This is a genomic window from Pseudoduganella sp. UC29_106, assembly GCF_044055365.1.
Lineage (GTDB): Bacteria > Pseudomonadota > Gammaproteobacteria > Burkholderiales > Burkholderiaceae_D > Rugamonas.
Map to the genome: position 1 here is coordinate 696214 of NZ_CP171977.1, position 16263 is coordinate 712476.

The window sequence follows — 16263 nt, forward strand, 5'->3', positions numbered from 1 at the left end:
AAACGGCGGCCGCGGGTGGGAAAAATGGCTTACGCCACCGGCAACTTCGCCAACTGCTCTTCCATTTTGGCCAGCGTCGCGCTGAAGCTGGCCACGCGCTCCTTCTCCTGCGCCACAACAGCCGCAGGAGCACGCGCAACGAAGCTCTCGGACGACAGCTTGCCCGAGGCCTTGGCAATCTCGCCCTGCAGGCGGGCGACTTCCTTTGACAGGCGCTCGCGTTCGGCCTTGACGTCGATCTCCACCGTCAGCATCAGCTTCGTGGTGCCGACCACGGACACCGCGGCCGGCGATTCCGGCAGCACGTCCACGATCTGCACTTCGGACAGCTTGCCCAGCAGCTGGATATACGGGGCGAAGCCGGCCATGCGCTCCTTGTCGGCGCCGGACGCTTCCACCACCAGCGGCACGCGCAGCGACGGCGCCAGCTTCATTTCGCCGCGCAGGTTGCGGGTTGCGTCGGTCAGCGCCTTCAGCTCGTCCATCCAGGCCTCGGCGGCCGGATCGATGCATGCGTCGTTGGCGATCGGGTAAGGCTGGGTCATGATGGACTGGCTGCGGTCGGATGCGCCCTTGCCGGCCAGCGGCGCCACGGCCTGCCACAGTTCCTCGGTCACGAACGGGATCACCGGGTGCGCCATGCGCAGCACCACTTCCAGCACGCGCAGCAGGGTGTGGCGGGTGGCGCGCTGCTGGCCTTCGGTGCCTTGCTGCACCTGAACCTTGGCCACTTCCAGGTACCAGTCGCAGTACTCGTCCCACACGAACTTGTAGATGGTGGAAGCGATATTGTCGAAGCGGTAGTCGTGGAAGCCTTTTGCCACATCCTGCTCTGCCTTCTGCAGCAGGGAGATGATCCACTTGTCGGCCATGGACAGGTCAGCGTCATTGGCGCTGCAATCCTTGCCTTCGGTGTTCATCATCACGAAGCGGGTCGCGTTCCACAGCTTGTTGCAGAAGTTGCGGTAGCCTTCGGCGCGGCCCAGGTCGAAGTTGATGTTGCGGCCCAGGGATGCATAGGAAGCCATGGTGAAGCGCACGGCGTCCGTGCCGTAGGCCGGGATACCCTCCGGGAATTCCTTGCGGGTGGCTTTCTCGATCTTCTCCGCCTGCTTCGGATTCATCAGGCCCGTGGTGCGCTTGGCAACCAGGCCATCGATGCCGATGCCGTCGATCAGGTCGATCGGGTCCAGGGTATTGCCCTTGGACTTGGACATCTTCTGGCCCTGCGAGTCGCGCACCAGGCCGTGCACGTACACGGTCTCGAACGGCACCTTGCCGGTGAAGTGCGCAGTCATCATGACCATGCGCGCCACCCAGAAGAAGATGATGTCGAAACCGGTCACCAGCACGGAGGACGGCAGGAAGGCGTTCAGTTCAGGCGTTTCGGCCGGCCAGCCCAGGGTGGAGAAAGGCACCAGGGCGGAGGAGAACCAGGTATCCAGCACATCGTTGTCGCGGGTCAGCGCGCCGGTTGCGCCCTGGGCCTTCTGCTGCGCCAGGGCGTCTTCCTCGCTGCGGGCGACATAGATATTGCCCTGTTCGTCGTACCAGGCCGGGATCTGATGGCCCCACCACAGCTGGCGCGAGATGCACCAGTCCTGGATGTTGTTCAGCCACTGGTTGTAGGTGGTGGTCCAGTTCTCCGGCACGAACTTGATCTCGCCCGAGGACACTTTTTCCAGCGCCACTTCAGCGATCGACTTGCCCGGATTGAACGTGCCTTCCGGCGCCGGCTTGCTCATGGCGACGAACCACTGGTCGGTCAGCATCGGCTCGATGACGACGCCGGTGCGGTCGCCGCGCGGCACCATCAGCTTGTGCGGCTTGACGGATTCGAGCAGGCCCTGGGCTTCCAGGTCGGCCACGATCTGCTTGCGGGCGGCGAAACGGTCCAGGCCGCGGTAGGCTTCCGGCGCGTTTTCGTTGATCTTCGCGTCCAGCGTGAAGATGGACGGCATGTCCAGCTTGTGGCGCTGGCCGACGGCGTAGTCGTTGAAGTCGTGGGCCGGGGTGATTTTCACGCAGCCGGTGCCGAAGGCCTTGTCCACATAGGTGTCGGCAATGATCGGGATTTCACGGCCGGTCAGCGGCAGCTTCACCAGCTTGCCGACCAGGGCGATGTAGCGCTCGTCGGTCGGGTCCACTGCCACGGCGACGTCGCCCAGCATGGTTTCCGGACGGGTGGTGGCCACGGTGATCGTGCCGCTGCCGTCGGCCAGCGGATACTTGATATGCCACATCGAGCCGTCTTCTTCTTCCGACACCACTTCCAGGTCGGAGACCGCGGTGCCCAGCACCGGGTCCCAGTTCACCAGGCGCTTGCCGCGGTAGATCAGGCCCTGTTCGTACAGGCGCACGAAGACTTCGGACACCACTTTCGAGCGTTCCTCGTCCATGGTGGAATATTCGCGCTTCCAGTCAGGCGAGGCGCCCAGGCGACGCATCTGGCCGGTGATGGTGGAACCGGATTGCTCCTTCCACTCCCACACTTTTTCGATGAATTTTTCGCGGCCCAGGTCGTGACGCGAGATCTTTTGCGCGTCCAGCTGGCGCTCCACCACGATCTGGGTCGCGATGCCGGCGTGGTCGGTGCCGGGGATCCAGGCGGTGTTATGGCCCAGCATGCGGTGGTAGCGGGTCAGGCCATCCATGATGGTCTGATTGAACGCGTGGCCCATGTGCAGCGTGCCGGTCACATTCGGCGGCGGCAGCTGGATGCTGAAGGACGGCTTGGACAGGTCGAGCGAAGCTGCGTAGTAACCGCGCTTTTCCCACTCGCTGCGCCAGAACTGTTCAATGTCGGCGGGCTCGAAAGACTTGGCTAATTCCATGATGTGGCTGAAAAAATGGGCAAAACAGCCATTATACGGCCATTCTGCCCATGTGCCTTGCCACAAACCGGAAACCCTAGTGGCTGCCACGATGTGGCAGCCACTAGGTTTGCGCCGCTGGTTCTGTTGAAGCCGGCGGCGCTCAGGGAGTCAGGCTGAAGTTGACGTTGGCCTGGTCGGCCACGCTGACGTCAACGGCGGGCGTGGACTTGGTGGCGTAGCCGGTGGCGCTGGCGTCCACGCGGTAGATGCCGGCGGCCGGCGTGGTGGTGGCGGTCACGAAGCCCAGCGGCAGGGTGCTGCTGTAGGTCACGTAGCGCGGAGCGGCCCCCGGCAGGCCGGTGATGCTGTAGGCGCCGCCACCCACGGGAGTCGCCGAGTACTTGATGGTTACCAGCGGTCCGTTGGTGATGCTTTGCATCGCCGACACGAAGGCCGGTTCCGTGGCGCTGACCGGGGTTTGTGTCACGTTGCCGCCGATATTGCGGCCGATCGAGACTGCCGGAGCGATCGGCGCCGCCACGGTGCTGAGCTGGGTCATGGCACTGGCCGTGACCGGCACGGCGCCGACCACGCTGGCGGCCATGCCGTCGCCGGTGATGACTACATCGTAATTACCGGCCGGCAGGCGGGTCAGCGCGAACTCGCCGCTGCTCGGATTCGGGGTGGTGGCGGCGACGATCACGCCATTCTGCTGCGCCGTCACGGCCACGTGGCTGGCCAGGGCGGCGGTGGCGATGAAGCCGTTGATGCCGTTCAGGGCGGTCGGCACCACCTTGACCACCGGCTTCAGCGAGTAGCCGCTATTGCCCTTGCTGACGACGGACTTGCAGGCGTCGAAGTCCAGCACGAGGTCGACGCGCTGGCCGGCGGCCACGTCGAACTGGTTGACCAGCTTGATGCCGCTTTGCAGTGCGCTTGGCGTGTCGAGCGGCGTTTCTGTGGTGCTGCCCGTCTTGACGACGGTGTTGGCGCCGGTGGTGCCTTCCAGCACCAGGCGCAGCTGGCTGTAGCTGCCGGCCGACAGCGAAGCCTGGCCCAGTGCTTCGAGGGCGCCATTGGTCAGGTTCAGCAGGTTGATCTTGCGGGCGGGCGAGAGGGTGATGTCGGTCCAGCCGCTATCGGTATCGCTGGCGCTGGAACTCTGGTGGATACGGACTTTCGATACCGTTACGTTGACGGCGTCGAAGCCGCAGGCGGGGGCGTCGGTCAGCGAGACTGCCACCGTGCCCAGTTGGACAGGGGGCGGGTTGCTGGCGCCGCTACCGCCGCCGCCACCGCCGCCACAGGCGGTGACGAGTGCCGCAGTTGCGGCCAGGGAGAGTAGAGAGAGTGACGTCTTCATGGTGGCCTCTTTTATGGTTGTTGTATGAGGCTATTATCCGTTCCACTTGGCAAATATTTATGTGCCCTGGCGCACATAGTAACGGTTCGTTACACAAACGCGGCAGTAGCGTTGTACTGCCGCGTCTGTTGCAGCTTATTTGCCGCCTATTGCCGCTTACTTGCCGCAGCCCATGCTGTTGATGCGGTCGTGCGCGGCCTTGGCCTGTACCAGGCCGAAGCCAAATTTCGCATCGCGGCCCGCCGTGCCCAGGTCCATTGCACTATTGTCAAGGGAGACGCGCAGCTGCGCTGCCGTGCAGTTGGTGTGCAGGCTCCACACCAGGGCGGCCACGGCGGACACATGCGGCGTTGCCATCGAGGTGCCGTCCCACGACGCGTAGTTGGCGGGCGCCACGCTGACGGTGGCGGTCTGTCCCAGCTGGCCCAGCATGGCCTGGCCGTCCGCCTGGCTGGCCGTGACGGAAGGAATGGCGGTCACGGTCGTGCCCAGGGTGCCCCCGAAGCCGCCGGCCACATTGTTGTAGACCACCGCGCCTTTGCCGCCGCTGGCCTGGCAGTTGCTCACCTTGGTCGCGAAGTCCACCGTGCCGCGCTGGATCAGGCAAATCTTGCCGCTCACGCTGCCGTCCACCTTGTCGCCCAGGCCGAAGTTGGCCAGTGGCGCGCTGGCGCTGGCCTTGGGCGAGCCCTCCATTTCGCTCACGGTGTACGCGGCATTGCCGACGGTGAGCGACGGCGCCGCACCGGTGCCCATCGGCACGGTGGACAGCACGCTCACGCCCGGCGCGGACAGTTCCACTTTGCTGTTGTACTGGGAGAACGACGCCCATTCCTTGTTCGCATCGAGCGCACCGACCGACACCACCGAAGCATAGCCGGCAGGGTAGGAGACGGCCGTGGTGCCGTCGTTGCCGGCTGCCGCGATCGACAGCACGTTTTTCGCCGCCAGCGTGCTGAACGCTTTTTCCTCGGTCTTCATCGGCCTTCCACCGCCCAGCGACATGCTGATCACGTTGGCGCCCGCCGCGCCGCACTTGTTGACGGCGGTGGTCAGCGAGGAGGAGTAAGCCCAGCCGTCCGCACCGAACACTTTCACGATGTGCAGCTGGATATTCTTGTTAGGGTTCACGCCGACCACGCCCAGCGCGTTGTTGACGGCGGCGATGGTGCCGGCCACGTGGCTGCCGTGGTGATTTTCGTCGGTGTACCACCAGCCCGTGCCGCGGTCCCATTCGCCCGTCAGACGATTGCCGACCAGGTCTTCGTGGTTGGCATCGATGCCGGAGTCGACGATACACACCTTGCGGTTACCGGCCGACGCGTCGGACAGCTGGTCAGCCTGGACCATGCTGATGCCATAGGGCACGCTCTGCCCGCCCGTTGCGCCTTGTTTCGACAAGGCCAGCGCATAGCGCTTCTCATCCTCTTCGACATACAGCACGTTCGGATTGTTCTGCAAGCCTTTCAGCGCCTGGGTCGGCACTTCGAGCGCCATGGCGTCCATGCCGAAGATTTCGTGCACGACGGCGCCGTGCGCAGCGGCGGCTGCCTTGTGGATTTCGGCGGCCTTGCCGGGCTGGAAGGATACGACGACGCGCACCTTGTCGGGGGCGGCGGCGGAAGCGGGCAAGGTGTTGGCGGAAAGGGCGGCCAGAATGGCCAGCGACAGGATTTTATTGCCGTGCTTCATGGTTCATCTCTCCCAAGACAGTGTGTGAAACACTAACGAGAGTAGGACACATGCTCAGCCGGTGGCAACCGAATTCGTAGTCGGGTTGTGTAAACACAAATTACTGACGGCAATATACATTCCAGGCGGTAAGGTCGGCGCGGGTTTTTCGTACCGAAATGCGGGCTGTTCCGCCAATATCGTTGTCGAAGACAAGCAGGGGCAGGCGGTCGGGCGCCTGCTCCAGGGCGGAGAGGTGGAAGTTGCGCGAGCGCATGGGCGCGCAGCTGGTGTTGCCGGCCATCAGCAGGCGCGCCGACTTCAGGATTTCCGCCTGCTGCTGCAGCAGGCGCAGGATGTCGAGCTCCGGCAGTTCGGTGCGCAGCTCGACCGGCGCGGGGGGCGGCGCGCCGCATTGCGGCGTGTGGTGGATCCAGGTGAGCAGAAGCTTGCGTTCGAGCTCCTGCCACGTCTTGTCTTCGCGCTCGAACAGGGTGCGCGTCATGCGGCACAGGGGCAGTACGGCGCGCTGCGGCGGCGCGTCCATGCTGGCGCTCAGCCGCCAGGCCACGCCGCCCCGCTTGCGATGCGCCTGCACCTGCGGCACGGGGCCGGACGGATAGTGCGCGCGATAAAACGCTTCAAACGCCTTCTGTTCGGCCGGCGTCGCCTCGCGCAACTGCTCCTGCGCCATCGCCGCCGCAGGCAGCATCAGCGCCGCCCATATTGCTCTTCGCATTGTGTCCCTCCCGCCGCGAATTATAGCGGCGGGGGCTATGCGGCGCGCAAAGGACGCGGTATGATGCCTTCGCTGCCGCAAGGCGGCACACGCTAGGGGTCCTGTGCGGCGCGAGCTGCGCGGGTGAGAAATACCCTCCGAACCTGATCTGGATAATGCCAGCGAAGGGAAGCTTCAGGATGTCCGCATGCACCGCTTAGCCGGGTGTGCGTGTGCAACCTAACCTCCTTTGCTGGCTCCTGCCGCAAAGGAGCCAAATGAACGCCAATCCGAAATTCCTCGCCGTCGAGGCCGAGGTGGACAGCGCAGCGATCGCACCGCTGCCCAATTCCCGCAAAATCTACGTCAACGGCAGCTGCCCGGATATTCGCGTGCCGATGCGCGAAATCAGCCTGTCGGGCAACAACCCGCCCGTCACCGTGTACGACACGTCCGGTCCGTACACCGATCCGGAAGCGCAGATCGATATCCGCAAGGGCCTGGGCACGCCGCGCTCCGCCTGGATCGCGCAGCGCGGCGATACCGTGCAGCTGAACGGCCCCACGTCCGACTATGGCCGCCAGCGCCTGGCCGACCAGGAACTGGACGCGCTGCGCTTCGAGTTGCACCGCCAGCCGCGCCGCGCGGCGCCTGGCCGCAACGTGAGCCAGATGCACTACGCGCGCCAGGGCATCATCACGCCGGAAATGGAATACATCGCCATCCGCGAAAACCTGCGCCGCAAGGAATACCTGGAGAGCCTGCGCGCCTCCGGTCCGGACGGCGAAAAGATGGCGCGCCTGCTGGGCCGCCAGCACCGCGGCGAAAGCTTCGGCGCCTCCATCCCGCAGGAGATCACGCCGGAATTCGTGCGCGACGAAGTGGCGCGCGGCCGCGCGGTCATCCCCGCCAACATCAATCACCCGGAGTGCGAGCCGATGATCATCGGCCGCAACTTCCTGGTGAAGATCAACGCCAATATCGGCAATTCGGCGGTCACCTCGTCGATCGGCGAGGAAGTGGAGAAGATGACCTGGGCCATCCGCTGGGGCGGCGACACGGTGATGGACCTCTCCACCGGCAAGCATATCCACGAAACGCGCGAATGGATCATCCGCAACAGCCCGGTGCCGATCGGCACGGTGCCGATCTACCAGGCGCTGGAAAAAGTGAACGGCAAGGCCGAGGACCTGACCTGGGAAATCTTCCGCGACACGCTGATTGAACAGGCGGAGCAGGGCGTCGACTACTTCACCATCCATGCCGGCGTGCTGCTGCGCTATGTGCCGCTGACGGCGGAACGCATGACGGGCATCGTCTCGCGCGGCGGCTCCATCATGGCCAAATGGTGCCTGGCCCACCACAAGGAAAACTTCCTGTACACGCACTTCGAAGAGATCTGCGAAATCATGAAGGCGTATGACGTGACCTTCAGCCTGGGCGACGGCCTGCGTCCAGGCTCGGTCTACGACGCCAACGATGACGCCCAGCTGGGCGAGCTGCGCACCCTGGGCGAGCTGACGCAGATCGCGTGGAAGCACGATGTGCAGGTGATGATCGAAGGCCCGGGCCACGTGCCGATGCAGCTGATCAAGGAGAACATGGACCTGCAGCTGGAGCAGTGCGGCGAGGCGCCGTTCTACACGCTGGGCCCCTTGACGACGGACATCGCGCCGGGCTACGACCACATCACCTCCGGCATCGGCGCCGCGCAGATCGGCTGGTACGGCACGGCCATGCTGTGCTACGTGACGCCGAAGGAGCACCTCGGCCTGCCGGACAAGGATGATGTGAAAGAGGGCATCATCACCTACAAGATCGCGGCCCACGCGGCGGACCTGGCGAAAGGCCATCCGGGCGCGCAGATCCGCGACAACGCCCTGTCCAAGGCGCGCTTCGAGTTCCGCTGGGAAGACCAGTTCAACCTCGGCCTCGACCCGGACAAGGCGCGCGCCTTCCACGACGAGACCCTGCCCAAGGATTCGGCCAAGGTGGCGCATTTCTGCTCCATGTGCGGCCCGCATTTCTGCTCGATGAAGATCACGCAGGAAGTGCGCGAGTTCGCCGAGCGCGGCATGCAGGAGAAGTCGATCGAGTTCGTGCGCAACGGCGCGCAGATCTACCGCGGGGAACAGGCGTGATCGAGATCGAGCTGAACGGGGCGCTGCACCGCGTGCCGGCGCAGCAGACCTTGCACGAGCTGATCGAGGCGCTGCAGCTGGGCGGACAGGCGCTGGCGCTGGCCGTCAACCGCAGCGTGGTGCCGCGCCAGCGCTGGGCGGGGCATACGCTGGCAGCGCATGACAAGGTGGACATCGTGCGCGCCATCGGCGGCGGTTAGAACCCACACCATGAAACAGGTGTCTGCCACGATGTGGCAGACACCAGCTTTGCGCCGCGGGTTTTGCGCGGCGCCGGCAAGGAAAAGGAAAAAACCATGAACGACCTGCTCACAATCGCAGGAAAGCAGTACAAGAGCCGTCTGCTGGTCGGCAGCGGCAAATACAAGGACCTGCAGCAAACCCGCGAAGCGACCGACGCCGCCGAGGCGGAAATCATCACCGTGGCGATCCGCCGCGTGAACATCGGCCAGGACCCGAAGGCGCCAAGCCTGCTGGATGTCCTGCCGCCGTCCGACTACACCATCCTGCCCAACACGGCCGGCTGCTACACCGCGAAAGACGCCGTCTATACCCTGCAAATGGCGCGCGAACTGCTGAACGGCCACAAGCTGGTCAAGCTGGAAGTGCTGGGCGATGAAAAGACGCTGTTCCCCAACATGCCCGAAACGCTGGTCGCCGCCAAGGAACTGGTGAAAGACGGCTTCGACGTGATGGTCTACTGCAGCGACGATCCGATCCAGGCGCGCATGCTGGAAGACATCGGCTGCGTGGCCGTGATGCCGCTGGCGTCGCTGATCGGCTCGGGCATGGGCATCCTGAATCCGTGGAACCTGTCCTTGATCATCGAGCAGTCCCAGGTGCCGGTTCTGGTCGATGCCGGCGTGGGCACGGCGTCCGACGCGGCGATTGCGATGGAGCTGGGCTGCGACGGTGTGCTGATGAACACCGCGATTGCCGCCGCGGGCGACCCGGTGCGCATGGCGAACGCCATGAAGCTGGGCGTGCGGGCGGGCCGCGAGGCTTATCTGGCGGGACGCATGCCAAGGCGCTTTGCCGCCTCGCCATCCTCGCCGATGGCCGGGAGGCTGGCTTGAACGAGCGGCCGTGCGTGCTGGTGTTCGCGGGCGCTGACCCGTCCGGGGGCGCCGGCATCGCAGCCGATATCCAGGCCATCACGGCGCTTGGCGCCCATCCGCTGCCGGTGCTGACCGCGCTGACGGTGCAGGATAATAACCACGTGCACGGCGTGCTGCCAGTGGCGGCCGACGTCGTGCTGCAACAGGCGCGGGCGCTGCTGGCGGCGGTGCCCGTCAGCGCGGTCAAGATCGGCATCCCCGGCAGCGCCGAGAATGCCGCGGCCATTGCGCAACTGATCGTTGAACTGCGCGCCACGCACCGTGCGGCGGCCGGTGCGGCGCCCGGCTGGGCCTCGCGCCTGTACAGCGAGCCGCCGGTGGTGCTCGACCCGGTGCTACGCAGCGGCAACGGCGATGCGCTCGGACAGGGCGACGCCGTGCGCGCGCTGGCGCCGCTGCTGCCCCTCGCCACCGTCCTCACGCCCAACGGCCCCGAGGCCGCCGCTCTCGCCGGCGCCGCTCGCGCGGCCGACCCTTCCGCCGCGTCCAGCCCTGCGCTGGCGCACGCACGTACGCTGCGCGCCCTCGGCTGCCAGCACGTGCTGGTCACCGGCGGCCATGACGAGGGCGAGCAAGTGGTTAACCGCTGGCTGGGGCCGACGCAGCAGCAGAACTGGAGCTGGCCGCGGCTGAAGGGCAGTTATCACGGCAGCGGCTGCACGCTGGCGGCCGCGATCGCGGCCCTGCTGGCGCAGGGCATCAGCATGGCGCAGGCGCTGGCAAAGGCGCAGAGCTATACGCATCGGACGCTGTCGGCGTCGTACGCGATCGCCCCCGGCCAGCGCATCCCGCAGCGCTGGACCCTCTGAAAAAGGAAAGATCATGCAAGGACTCTATCTCGTCACGCCCGACTGGGACGACACCGCCCGCCTGCTGGACGCGACCGAACAGGCGCTGTCCGCCGGCATCGGCCTGCTGCAGTACCGCCACAAGACGGCCGGCGAAGCGCAGCGCTACGAGCAGGCCGGCAAGCTGCTCGAGCTGTGCCGCCGCCACCACGTGCCGTTCATCGTCAACGACCACATCGCCATCTGCCGCGAGCTGAATGCGGATGGCATCCACGTCGGCGGCACGGACGCCGGCGTGGCCGAAGCCCGCGCCGCCGTGGGGCCGGAGAAGATCGTCGGCGCCTCCTGCTACGGCGAACTGCAGCGCGCGCACGACGCCGCCGCGGCGGGCGCCAGCTACGTAGCCTTCGGCGGCTTCTATCCCTCGCGCGTGAAGAAATACGCCGTTACCACGCCGCCGCAGATCGTGGCCGAAGCGCGTAGCGCATTGCCGCGAACGCCGGTGGTCGTCATCGGCGGCATGACGCCGGAAAATGCCGCGCCGCTGGTCGGGCAGGGCGCCCACATGGTGGCGGCCATCAGCAGCGTGTACCAGGCCGGCGATGTCGCCGCCGCCGTGCGCGCCTTCCGTGCCTTGTTCGGGGAAACCGCCTTATAATCGGCGCATTGCCATCCGTCCAAGGTTGCCGACCATGAATGCTCCCGCGCCCAAGCGCCTGATCCTGATCGTTGACGACGACAAGCTTCTGACTGAATACCTGGGCGAGTTGCTGCGCGGCGCGGGCTATGACACGATGGCCGCCCACTCCTCCGACCAGGCCTTGCAGCTGATCGGCGAGCGCGAGCCGGACCTGGCGCTGCTGGACATCCATATGCCGGGCATGAGCGGCCTGGAACTGGCCAAGCAGCTTAATCGCAATACCTCGGTGCCTTTCATGTTTCTCTCCGGCCGCGGCGACGCCGATGCGTCGAAACAGGCGGCCGCCTATGGCGCCGTCGGTTTCGTCGTGAAACCGGTGGACGAGCACCACCTGATGCCCGCCTTCCAGGCCGGCCTGGCGCGCGCCGATGAAATCCGCCAGCTGCGGCGCACGGAAGTGAACCTGAATGCGGCGCTGGCCGCCGGCCGCGAAACCAGCCTGGCGGTCGGGCTATTAATGTGCAAGTACCAGACCGACCGCAACACGGCCTTCGAAGTGCTGCGCGATCACGCCCGCTCCAGCCGGCGCAAGATCAATGAAGTGGCTGACCAACTGTTACAGGCCGAGGAAATGCTCAACAGCCTGCACGCGGCATTTAACTCACGCCTGAAGAAATAAAACTTGGGTTTCGCGCGCCTGATCGGCTAAACTGATGGTCACGCGCGTGAGCCCTACCTGCCCGCGCCGCCCATCCCCCGGCCGCCTGTTCCCCGCCGCCGCAGTAATCCCTCGGCCCAGCTCCGCCGACCACCAGTTTGCGCTGGCTTTGCCGCGCGCGGAGAAACCCATGAATATGTCTTCCCTTGACCAGCACGTGCTGCCGCGCGTGCTGCATATCGATCCCGATACCGATGCCGCCGTGGTGCTGGCCACCCTGCTGGTGCCGGACACGGAAGTGGTGCACGCACCCACGCTGGCGGCGGCGCGCCGGCAGCTCGACAGCGGCGCCTTTTCCCTCGTCGTGCTCGATCCCGACCTGCCCGACGGCGACGGCCACGTGCTGGTGCGCAGCCTGCGCGAACACAGCCATGTGCCGGTGCTGCTGTACACGGCCAGCCAGCCGGCGCTGCATCACCAGGCGCACGCCTTCCTGCCTAAACCCTGGACCTCGCCGCGCCAGTTGTGGCACACGGTGGCCCACCTGCTCGACATCGATCCGCAGGTGCCGTCCGCCTTACAACCCTGAGCGCGGTAATGCGTGACTTGCTATGATGTCGCTTTGCTCACAGATGGAGAAGCGATATGAAAACCAGGGCAGCAGTGGCATGGAAGGCGGGCGCGCCGCTGACGATTGAAGAAGTGGACCTGCAGGGCCCGCGCGAAGGCGAGGTGCTGGTCGAGATCAAGGCCACCGGCATTTGCCACACCGACCAGTACACGCTGTCCGGCGCCGACCCGGAAGGCATTTTCCCGGCCATCCTCGGCCACGAGGGCGCCGGCGTGGTGCTGGAATGCGGACCCGGCGTGAAATCGCTGAAGGCGGGCGACCATGTGATCCCGCTCTACACGCCGGAATGCCGCCAGTGCAAATTCTGCCTGTCGCAAAAGACCAATCTGTGCCAGGCCATCCGCGCCACGCAGGGCAAGGGCCTGATGCCCGATGGCACCAGCCGCTTCTCGCTGGACGGCAAGCCCCTGTTCCACTACATGGGCACGTCCACCTTCTCGAATTACATCGTGGTGCCGGAAATCGCGCTGGCCCGCATCCGCGAGGACGCGCCGTTCGACAAGGTGTGCTACATCGGCTGCGGCGTGACCACCGGCGTGGGCGCGGTCCTGTTCACCGCCAAGGTGGAGGCGGGCGCCAATGTGGTGGTGTTCGGCCTGGGCGGCATCGGCCTGAACGTGATCCAGGGCGCGAAGATGGTGGGCGCCAACAAGATCATCGGCATTGACATCAACCCGGCGCGCGAGAAGATGGCGCGCGAGTTCGGCATGACCCATTTCATCAATCCGAAGGACGTGGAGAACGTGGTCGATGCCATCATCCAGCTGACCGATGGCGGCGCGGATTACTCCTTCGAGTGCGTCGGCAACACGACCCTGATGCGGCAGGCGCTGGAGTGCTGCCACAAGGGCTGGGGCAAGTCGATCGTGATCGGCGTGGCGGCGGCGGGACAGGAGATTTCCACCCGTCCTTTCCAGCTGGTGACCGGACGCCATTGGCTCGGCTCGGCCTTCGGCGGCGCCCGCGGCCGCACCGATGTGCCCAAGATTGTGGACTGGTATATGGACGGCAAGCTGCGCATCGATGAGCTGATTACCCATACCATGCCGCTGGAGAAGATCAACGACGGCTTCGCGCTGATGGAGCGCGGGGAGTCGATTCGTTCTGTGGTCATCTTCTAAACCCACCCCAAGGGCTGGTGTCTGCCACGATGTGGCAGCCACCTGTTCCAGGCCGCGGGCGAGGATCGAAGCCGGCGGCGCATACAGGTGTCTGCCACATCGTGACTGACACCAGCTTCACGCCCTGGGTTTTTGCATCCTGTCCCCGGCTTCCTGCCGTCCATCGCAATCCGCCCCCGCCGGCCGCCCGGCCGTCCTACATTACATCCCAACAAGCTGCGCCCGCATCTAGACAAAAACTTCTAGACACGAATATCTAGATCATTTATTCTAGATACAACAATTAACAAGGTAGGAGCCCTGTCCCATGAGCAATCTGCTGAACGCGCTGGTTCCCGCCATCGGCTGGTCGCTGCTGCATTTTGTGTGGCAGGGCTTGCTCATCGGCTGGGCCGCCAGCCTGGCTTTCCAGCTGCTGCGCAATGCGCGTCCGCAAGTGCGCTATGCGCTCGCTTGCGGCGCGCTGCTGCTGTGCGCGGCGTTGCCGCTGATCGGCGTCGCCACGCGCCTGGCGCAGGACACGCCGGTGCTGGGCGCCAGCCTGCTGCCGCCGCCCGATGCACTGGCCGCGCGCGCGGCCGCCGCGCCGGCTACCACCGACGCCGCGCTTGCCGCCGTCGACCCCATCCACCGCTGCCGCTCAGCGCTCGGCCAACGCTCCCGGCGCCGCCGCCATCCGCGCCGCCTTATCCGCCGTGCTGAGCGAGGACCAGCTGATCGCCCTCGACTACACCTTGCGCCGCCAGCTGCCCTGGCTGGTGCTGCTGTGGGCCGGCGGCGCCGCGCTGATGACCCTGCGCCTGTCGCTCGGCCTGCAATGGGTGAAGGCGCGCACCTTGCCCGGCCACTACCATGCCGATCCGCAATGGCAGGCGCGCCTGAACGTGCTGGCGCAACGCTTCGGCCTGCGCCGCAAGGTGCGCCTGGGCGTGTCCGACGATGAGCTGGACGGCCCGATGACGGCCGGCGTGCTGAAGCCCATCGTGCTGCTGCCGGCGTCCCTGCTGAGCGGCCTGCCGCCGGACCTGATCGAGGCGCTGCTGGCGCACGAACTGGCGCACATCAAGCGCCACGATTACCTGGTCAATCTGGCGCAGAGCGCGATCGAGATTGTGCTGTTCTACCACCCGGTGGTGTGGATGCTGTCCAAACACATCCGCATCGAGCGGGAAGAAATTGCTGATGATTTGGCCGCAAGCACGCTCGGCGAACCGCGGCGCCTGGCCCTTGCACTTTCCGAGCTGGACAAGTTCCAGTTCTCAACCTCGCACTTTGCTGCCCCCGCGGCACACGGAGGAGATCTCATGTCCCGTATCAAACGCCTGCTGCGCCCTGACGCCGAACCGCTCAGCTGGAAGCTGGCCGCCCCCTTGCTCGGCCTGTGCACGGCCTGCGTGGTGCTGTACGCCCACGCCACCCCCGCGCCCCGACGCCGACGGCCCTCGGGCCGACAACTACGCCGAACCCCAGGCCGCCGCCAGCGGCTGGAACGCCCCGCCCGATGCGCCGGATGCCGCGCCTGCTGCCGCAGCCGCCGACGCCGCCCCGGCCGCCGCGCCCGAAGCTCGCCCCAGCTATGCCGCCCGCAGCAGCTACGGCGTGCCGCCGGTTCCCCCGGCCCCGCCCGCGCCGCCGGCGCCTCCCGCACCTCCCGCACCACCGGCCGCGCGTGCGCTGTATGCCCAGGCCGCCGTGCCGGCCGCCCCCGCCGCGCCAGCGCTGCCAGCCCCGCCAGCGGTTCCTGCGCCGCCGGCACCGCCGCCTGCGCCGATGCCGTCCGACCTGGACGGCGACTGGGGCCACCATATCCACATCGGCAACGACAGCCGCCGCCTGTCCTACGTCGTCGTCCGTGACGGCAGGAACATCGCGATGACCGGCCGCCGCAGCGACTGGGAAGCAGCGAACAAGCTGCGTGGCGATATCAAGGGCGACTACCTGTGGGTGCGCAAGGATGGCAAGAGCTACCTGATCCAGGACCCGGCCACGCTGGCGAAGATCAACGAAGCGTGGAAGCCGGTGGAAGCCATGGGCGCGAAGCTGGAAGCCGAAGGCAAGAGCATGGAAGTGCACAGCAAGGAAATGGAAAAGCTGGGCGCGCAAATCGAGAAGGCGGTGGAAGAGGCAATGGGCAGCCGCGAACAGCGCGCCGCCAACCGCGCCGCCGAGCGCAAGCTGGAAGCGATCGGACGCCAGCAGGAGCGCATCGGCCGCGACATGGAACGCGTCGGCCGCCGCATGGAAGGCGCCGGCGATGCCCAGCGCAAGCAGCTGGACGAGGAAATGCGCACGCTGCAGGCGAAGCTGGAACCGCTGACGGCGGAAATGGCGCAAGCCTCGAAGCAGCTGGCCGAGGTGCATACGAAGCTGGCGCTGGACCGCGAACCGATGAACAAGCTGCACCAGCAGATGGCCGAGGCCAGCAAGCCGATGCAGGACCTGGGCCGCAAGATGGGCGAGATGGGCCGCGAACAGGGCCGCCTCTCGCGCGAGGCCGACAAGACGGTGCGCAGCCTGATCGACGACGCCATCACCTCCGGCCGCGCCAAACCGGTGCTGTGAACGGCGCCGCCCGGTCGCGCCAGGCGCGCGGCCGGG

General features: G+C 66.1%; 15 protein-coding genes and 1 riboswitch. Of the genes, 10 read left to right on the plus strand and 5 right to left on the minus strand.

All coding sequences use genetic code 11. The features are described 5' to 3' along the window. Nucleotides 1-29: 29 nt before the first annotated feature. The 4 genes from ACHMW6_RS03875 to ACHMW6_RS03890 all read right to left on the minus strand — a co-directional run bounded on the left by ACHMW6_RS03875 (nt 30) and on the right by ACHMW6_RS03890 (nt 6589). Entirely contained in the window at nt 30-2834 is a 2805-nt protein-coding gene (locus ACHMW6_RS03875) for a valine--tRNA ligase (protein ID WP_395405706.1), read from the minus strand. A 142-nt stretch (nt 2835-2976) separates the two neighbouring features. Beyond that, complete coding sequence (locus ACHMW6_RS03880; RefSeq protein ID WP_395405708.1) at nt 2977-4179, minus strand: DUF4382 domain-containing protein; 1203 nt, start codon at nt 4177-4179, stop codon at nt 2977-2979. A 156-nt stretch (nt 4180-4335) separates the two neighbouring features. Beyond that, nucleotides 4336-5871: a S8 family serine peptidase gene (locus ACHMW6_RS03885; protein ID WP_395405710.1), complete on the minus strand. Its 1536-nt coding sequence runs from the start codon at nt 5869-5871 to the stop codon at nt 4336-4338. 100 nt (nt 5872-5971) lie between these two features. Next, nucleotides 5972-6589: a hypothetical protein gene (locus ACHMW6_RS03890; protein ID WP_395405712.1), complete on the minus strand. Its 618-nt coding sequence runs from the start codon at nt 6587-6589 to the stop codon at nt 5972-5974. An 84-nt stretch (nt 6590-6673) separates the two neighbouring features. After that, nucleotides 6674-6776: riboswitch (TPP riboswitch) on the plus strand. A 70-nt stretch (nt 6777-6846) separates the two neighbouring features. On the opposite strand from ACHMW6_RS03890, the gene thiC reads away from it, so the two are divergent. The 8 genes from thiC to ACHMW6_RS03930 all read left to right on the plus strand — a co-directional run bounded on the left by thiC (nt 6847) and on the right by ACHMW6_RS03930 (nt 13665). After that, nucleotides 6847-8709: a phosphomethylpyrimidine synthase ThiC gene (gene thiC / locus ACHMW6_RS03895; protein WP_395405714.1), complete on the plus strand. Its 1863-nt coding sequence runs from the start codon at nt 6847-6849 to the stop codon at nt 8707-8709. Continuing rightward, nucleotides 8706-8909 (plus strand): sulfur carrier protein ThiS, encoded by a 204-nt coding sequence (thiS, locus tag ACHMW6_RS03900; RefSeq protein ID WP_395405716.1) that lies wholly within the window; start codon nt 8706-8708, stop codon nt 8907-8909. The genes thiC and thiS overlap by 4 nt, the downstream gene beginning before the upstream one ends. 96 nt (nt 8910-9005) lie before the next feature. Continuing rightward, nucleotides 9006-9785 carry a thiazole synthase gene (locus tag ACHMW6_RS03905; protein ID WP_395405718.1) on the plus strand — a complete coding sequence of 260 codons (780 nt, stop codon included), beginning with the start codon at nt 9006-9008 and terminating at the stop codon, nt 9783-9785. Then, nucleotides 9782-10636: a hydroxymethylpyrimidine/phosphomethylpyrimidine kinase gene (locus tag ACHMW6_RS03910; RefSeq protein WP_395405720.1), complete on the plus strand. Its 855-nt coding sequence runs from the start codon at nt 9782-9784 to the stop codon at nt 10634-10636. Before ACHMW6_RS03905 ends, ACHMW6_RS03910 begins: the two co-directional genes overlap by 4 nt. 13 nt (nt 10637-10649) lie before the next feature. Beyond that, nucleotides 10650-11273 (plus strand): thiamine phosphate synthase, encoded by a 624-nt coding sequence (gene thiE / locus ACHMW6_RS03915; RefSeq protein ID WP_395405722.1) that lies wholly within the window; start codon nt 10650-10652, stop codon nt 11271-11273. A 34-nt stretch (nt 11274-11307) separates the two neighbouring features. After that, on the plus strand, nt 11308-11934 hold the full coding sequence (locus tag ACHMW6_RS03920; protein ID WP_395405724.1) for an ANTAR domain-containing response regulator: 627 nt from the start codon (nt 11308-11310) through the stop codon (nt 11932-11934). A gap of 169 nt (nt 11935-12103) precedes the next feature. Beyond that, nucleotides 12104-12502, plus strand: a complete 399-nt coding sequence (locus ACHMW6_RS03925) for a response regulator (protein ID WP_395405726.1) — start codon at nt 12104-12106, stop codon at nt 12500-12502. Nucleotides 12503-12558: 56 nt separating this feature from the next. Next, on the plus strand, nt 12559-13665 hold the full coding sequence (locus ACHMW6_RS03930; RefSeq protein WP_395405728.1) for an S-(hydroxymethyl)glutathione dehydrogenase/class III alcohol dehydrogenase: 1107 nt from the start codon (nt 12559-12561) through the stop codon (nt 13663-13665). A gap of 441 nt (nt 13666-14106) precedes the next feature. Here ACHMW6_RS03930 and ACHMW6_RS03935 read toward each other — a convergent pair whose 3' ends face one another. Continuing rightward, nucleotides 14107-14292 carry a hypothetical protein gene (locus tag ACHMW6_RS03935; protein ID WP_395405730.1) on the minus strand — a complete coding sequence of 62 codons (186 nt, stop codon included), beginning with the start codon at nt 14290-14292 and terminating at the stop codon, nt 14107-14109. Between ACHMW6_RS03935 and ACHMW6_RS03940 the strand changes: the two genes are divergently transcribed. Further along, complete coding sequence (locus ACHMW6_RS03940) at nt 14274-15521, plus strand: M56 family metallopeptidase (RefSeq protein WP_395405732.1); 1248 nt, start codon at nt 14274-14276, stop codon at nt 15519-15521. The two genes, ACHMW6_RS03935 and ACHMW6_RS03940, sit on opposite strands and share 19 nt — an antisense overlap. Then, complete coding sequence (locus tag ACHMW6_RS03945) at nt 15436-16227, plus strand: hypothetical protein (protein ID WP_395405734.1); 792 nt, start codon at nt 15436-15438, stop codon at nt 16225-16227. The genes ACHMW6_RS03940 and ACHMW6_RS03945 overlap by 86 nt, the downstream gene beginning before the upstream one ends. The last annotated feature ends 36 nt before the right edge of the window (nt 16228-16263 follow it).

What these genes read in the sequence shown, in the direction of transcription:
- ACHMW6_RS03875 (WP_395405706.1), bottom strand. Translation starts at nt 2,834, where the DNA reads ATGGAATTAGCCAAGTCTTTCGAGCCCGCCGACATTGAACAGTTCTGG.
- ACHMW6_RS03880 (WP_395405708.1), bottom strand. Translation starts at nt 4,179, where the DNA reads ATGAAGACGTCACTCTCTCTACTCTCCCTGGCCGCAACTGCGGCACTC.
- ACHMW6_RS03885 (WP_395405710.1), bottom strand. Translation starts at nt 5,871, where the DNA reads ATGAAGCACGGCAATAAAATCCTGTCGCTGGCCATTCTGGCCGCCCTT.
- ACHMW6_RS03890 (WP_395405712.1), bottom strand. Translation starts at nt 6,589, where the DNA reads ATGCGAAGAGCAATATGGGCGGCGCTGATGCTGCCTGCGGCGGCGATG.
- thiC (WP_395405714.1), top strand. Translation starts at nt 6,847, where the DNA reads ATGAACGCCAATCCGAAATTCCTCGCCGTCGAGGCCGAGGTGGACAGC.
- ACHMW6_RS03905 (WP_395405718.1), top strand. Translation starts at nt 9,006, where the DNA reads ATGAACGACCTGCTCACAATCGCAGGAAAGCAGTACAAGAGCCGTCTG.
- thiE (WP_395405722.1), top strand. Translation starts at nt 10,650, where the DNA reads ATGCAAGGACTCTATCTCGTCACGCCCGACTGGGACGACACCGCCCGC.
- ACHMW6_RS03920 (WP_395405724.1), top strand. Translation starts at nt 11,308, where the DNA reads ATGAATGCTCCCGCGCCCAAGCGCCTGATCCTGATCGTTGACGACGAC.
- ACHMW6_RS03925 (WP_395405726.1), top strand. Translation starts at nt 12,104, where the DNA reads ATGAATATGTCTTCCCTTGACCAGCACGTGCTGCCGCGCGTGCTGCAT.
- ACHMW6_RS03930 (WP_395405728.1), top strand. Translation starts at nt 12,559, where the DNA reads ATGAAAACCAGGGCAGCAGTGGCATGGAAGGCGGGCGCGCCGCTGACG.
- ACHMW6_RS03935 (WP_395405730.1), bottom strand. Translation starts at nt 14,292, where the DNA reads ATGGGGTCGACGGCGGCAAGCGCGGCGTCGGTGGTAGCCGGCGCGGCG.
- ACHMW6_RS03945 (WP_395405734.1), top strand. Translation starts at nt 15,436, where the DNA reads ATGCCGTCCGACCTGGACGGCGACTGGGGCCACCATATCCACATCGGC.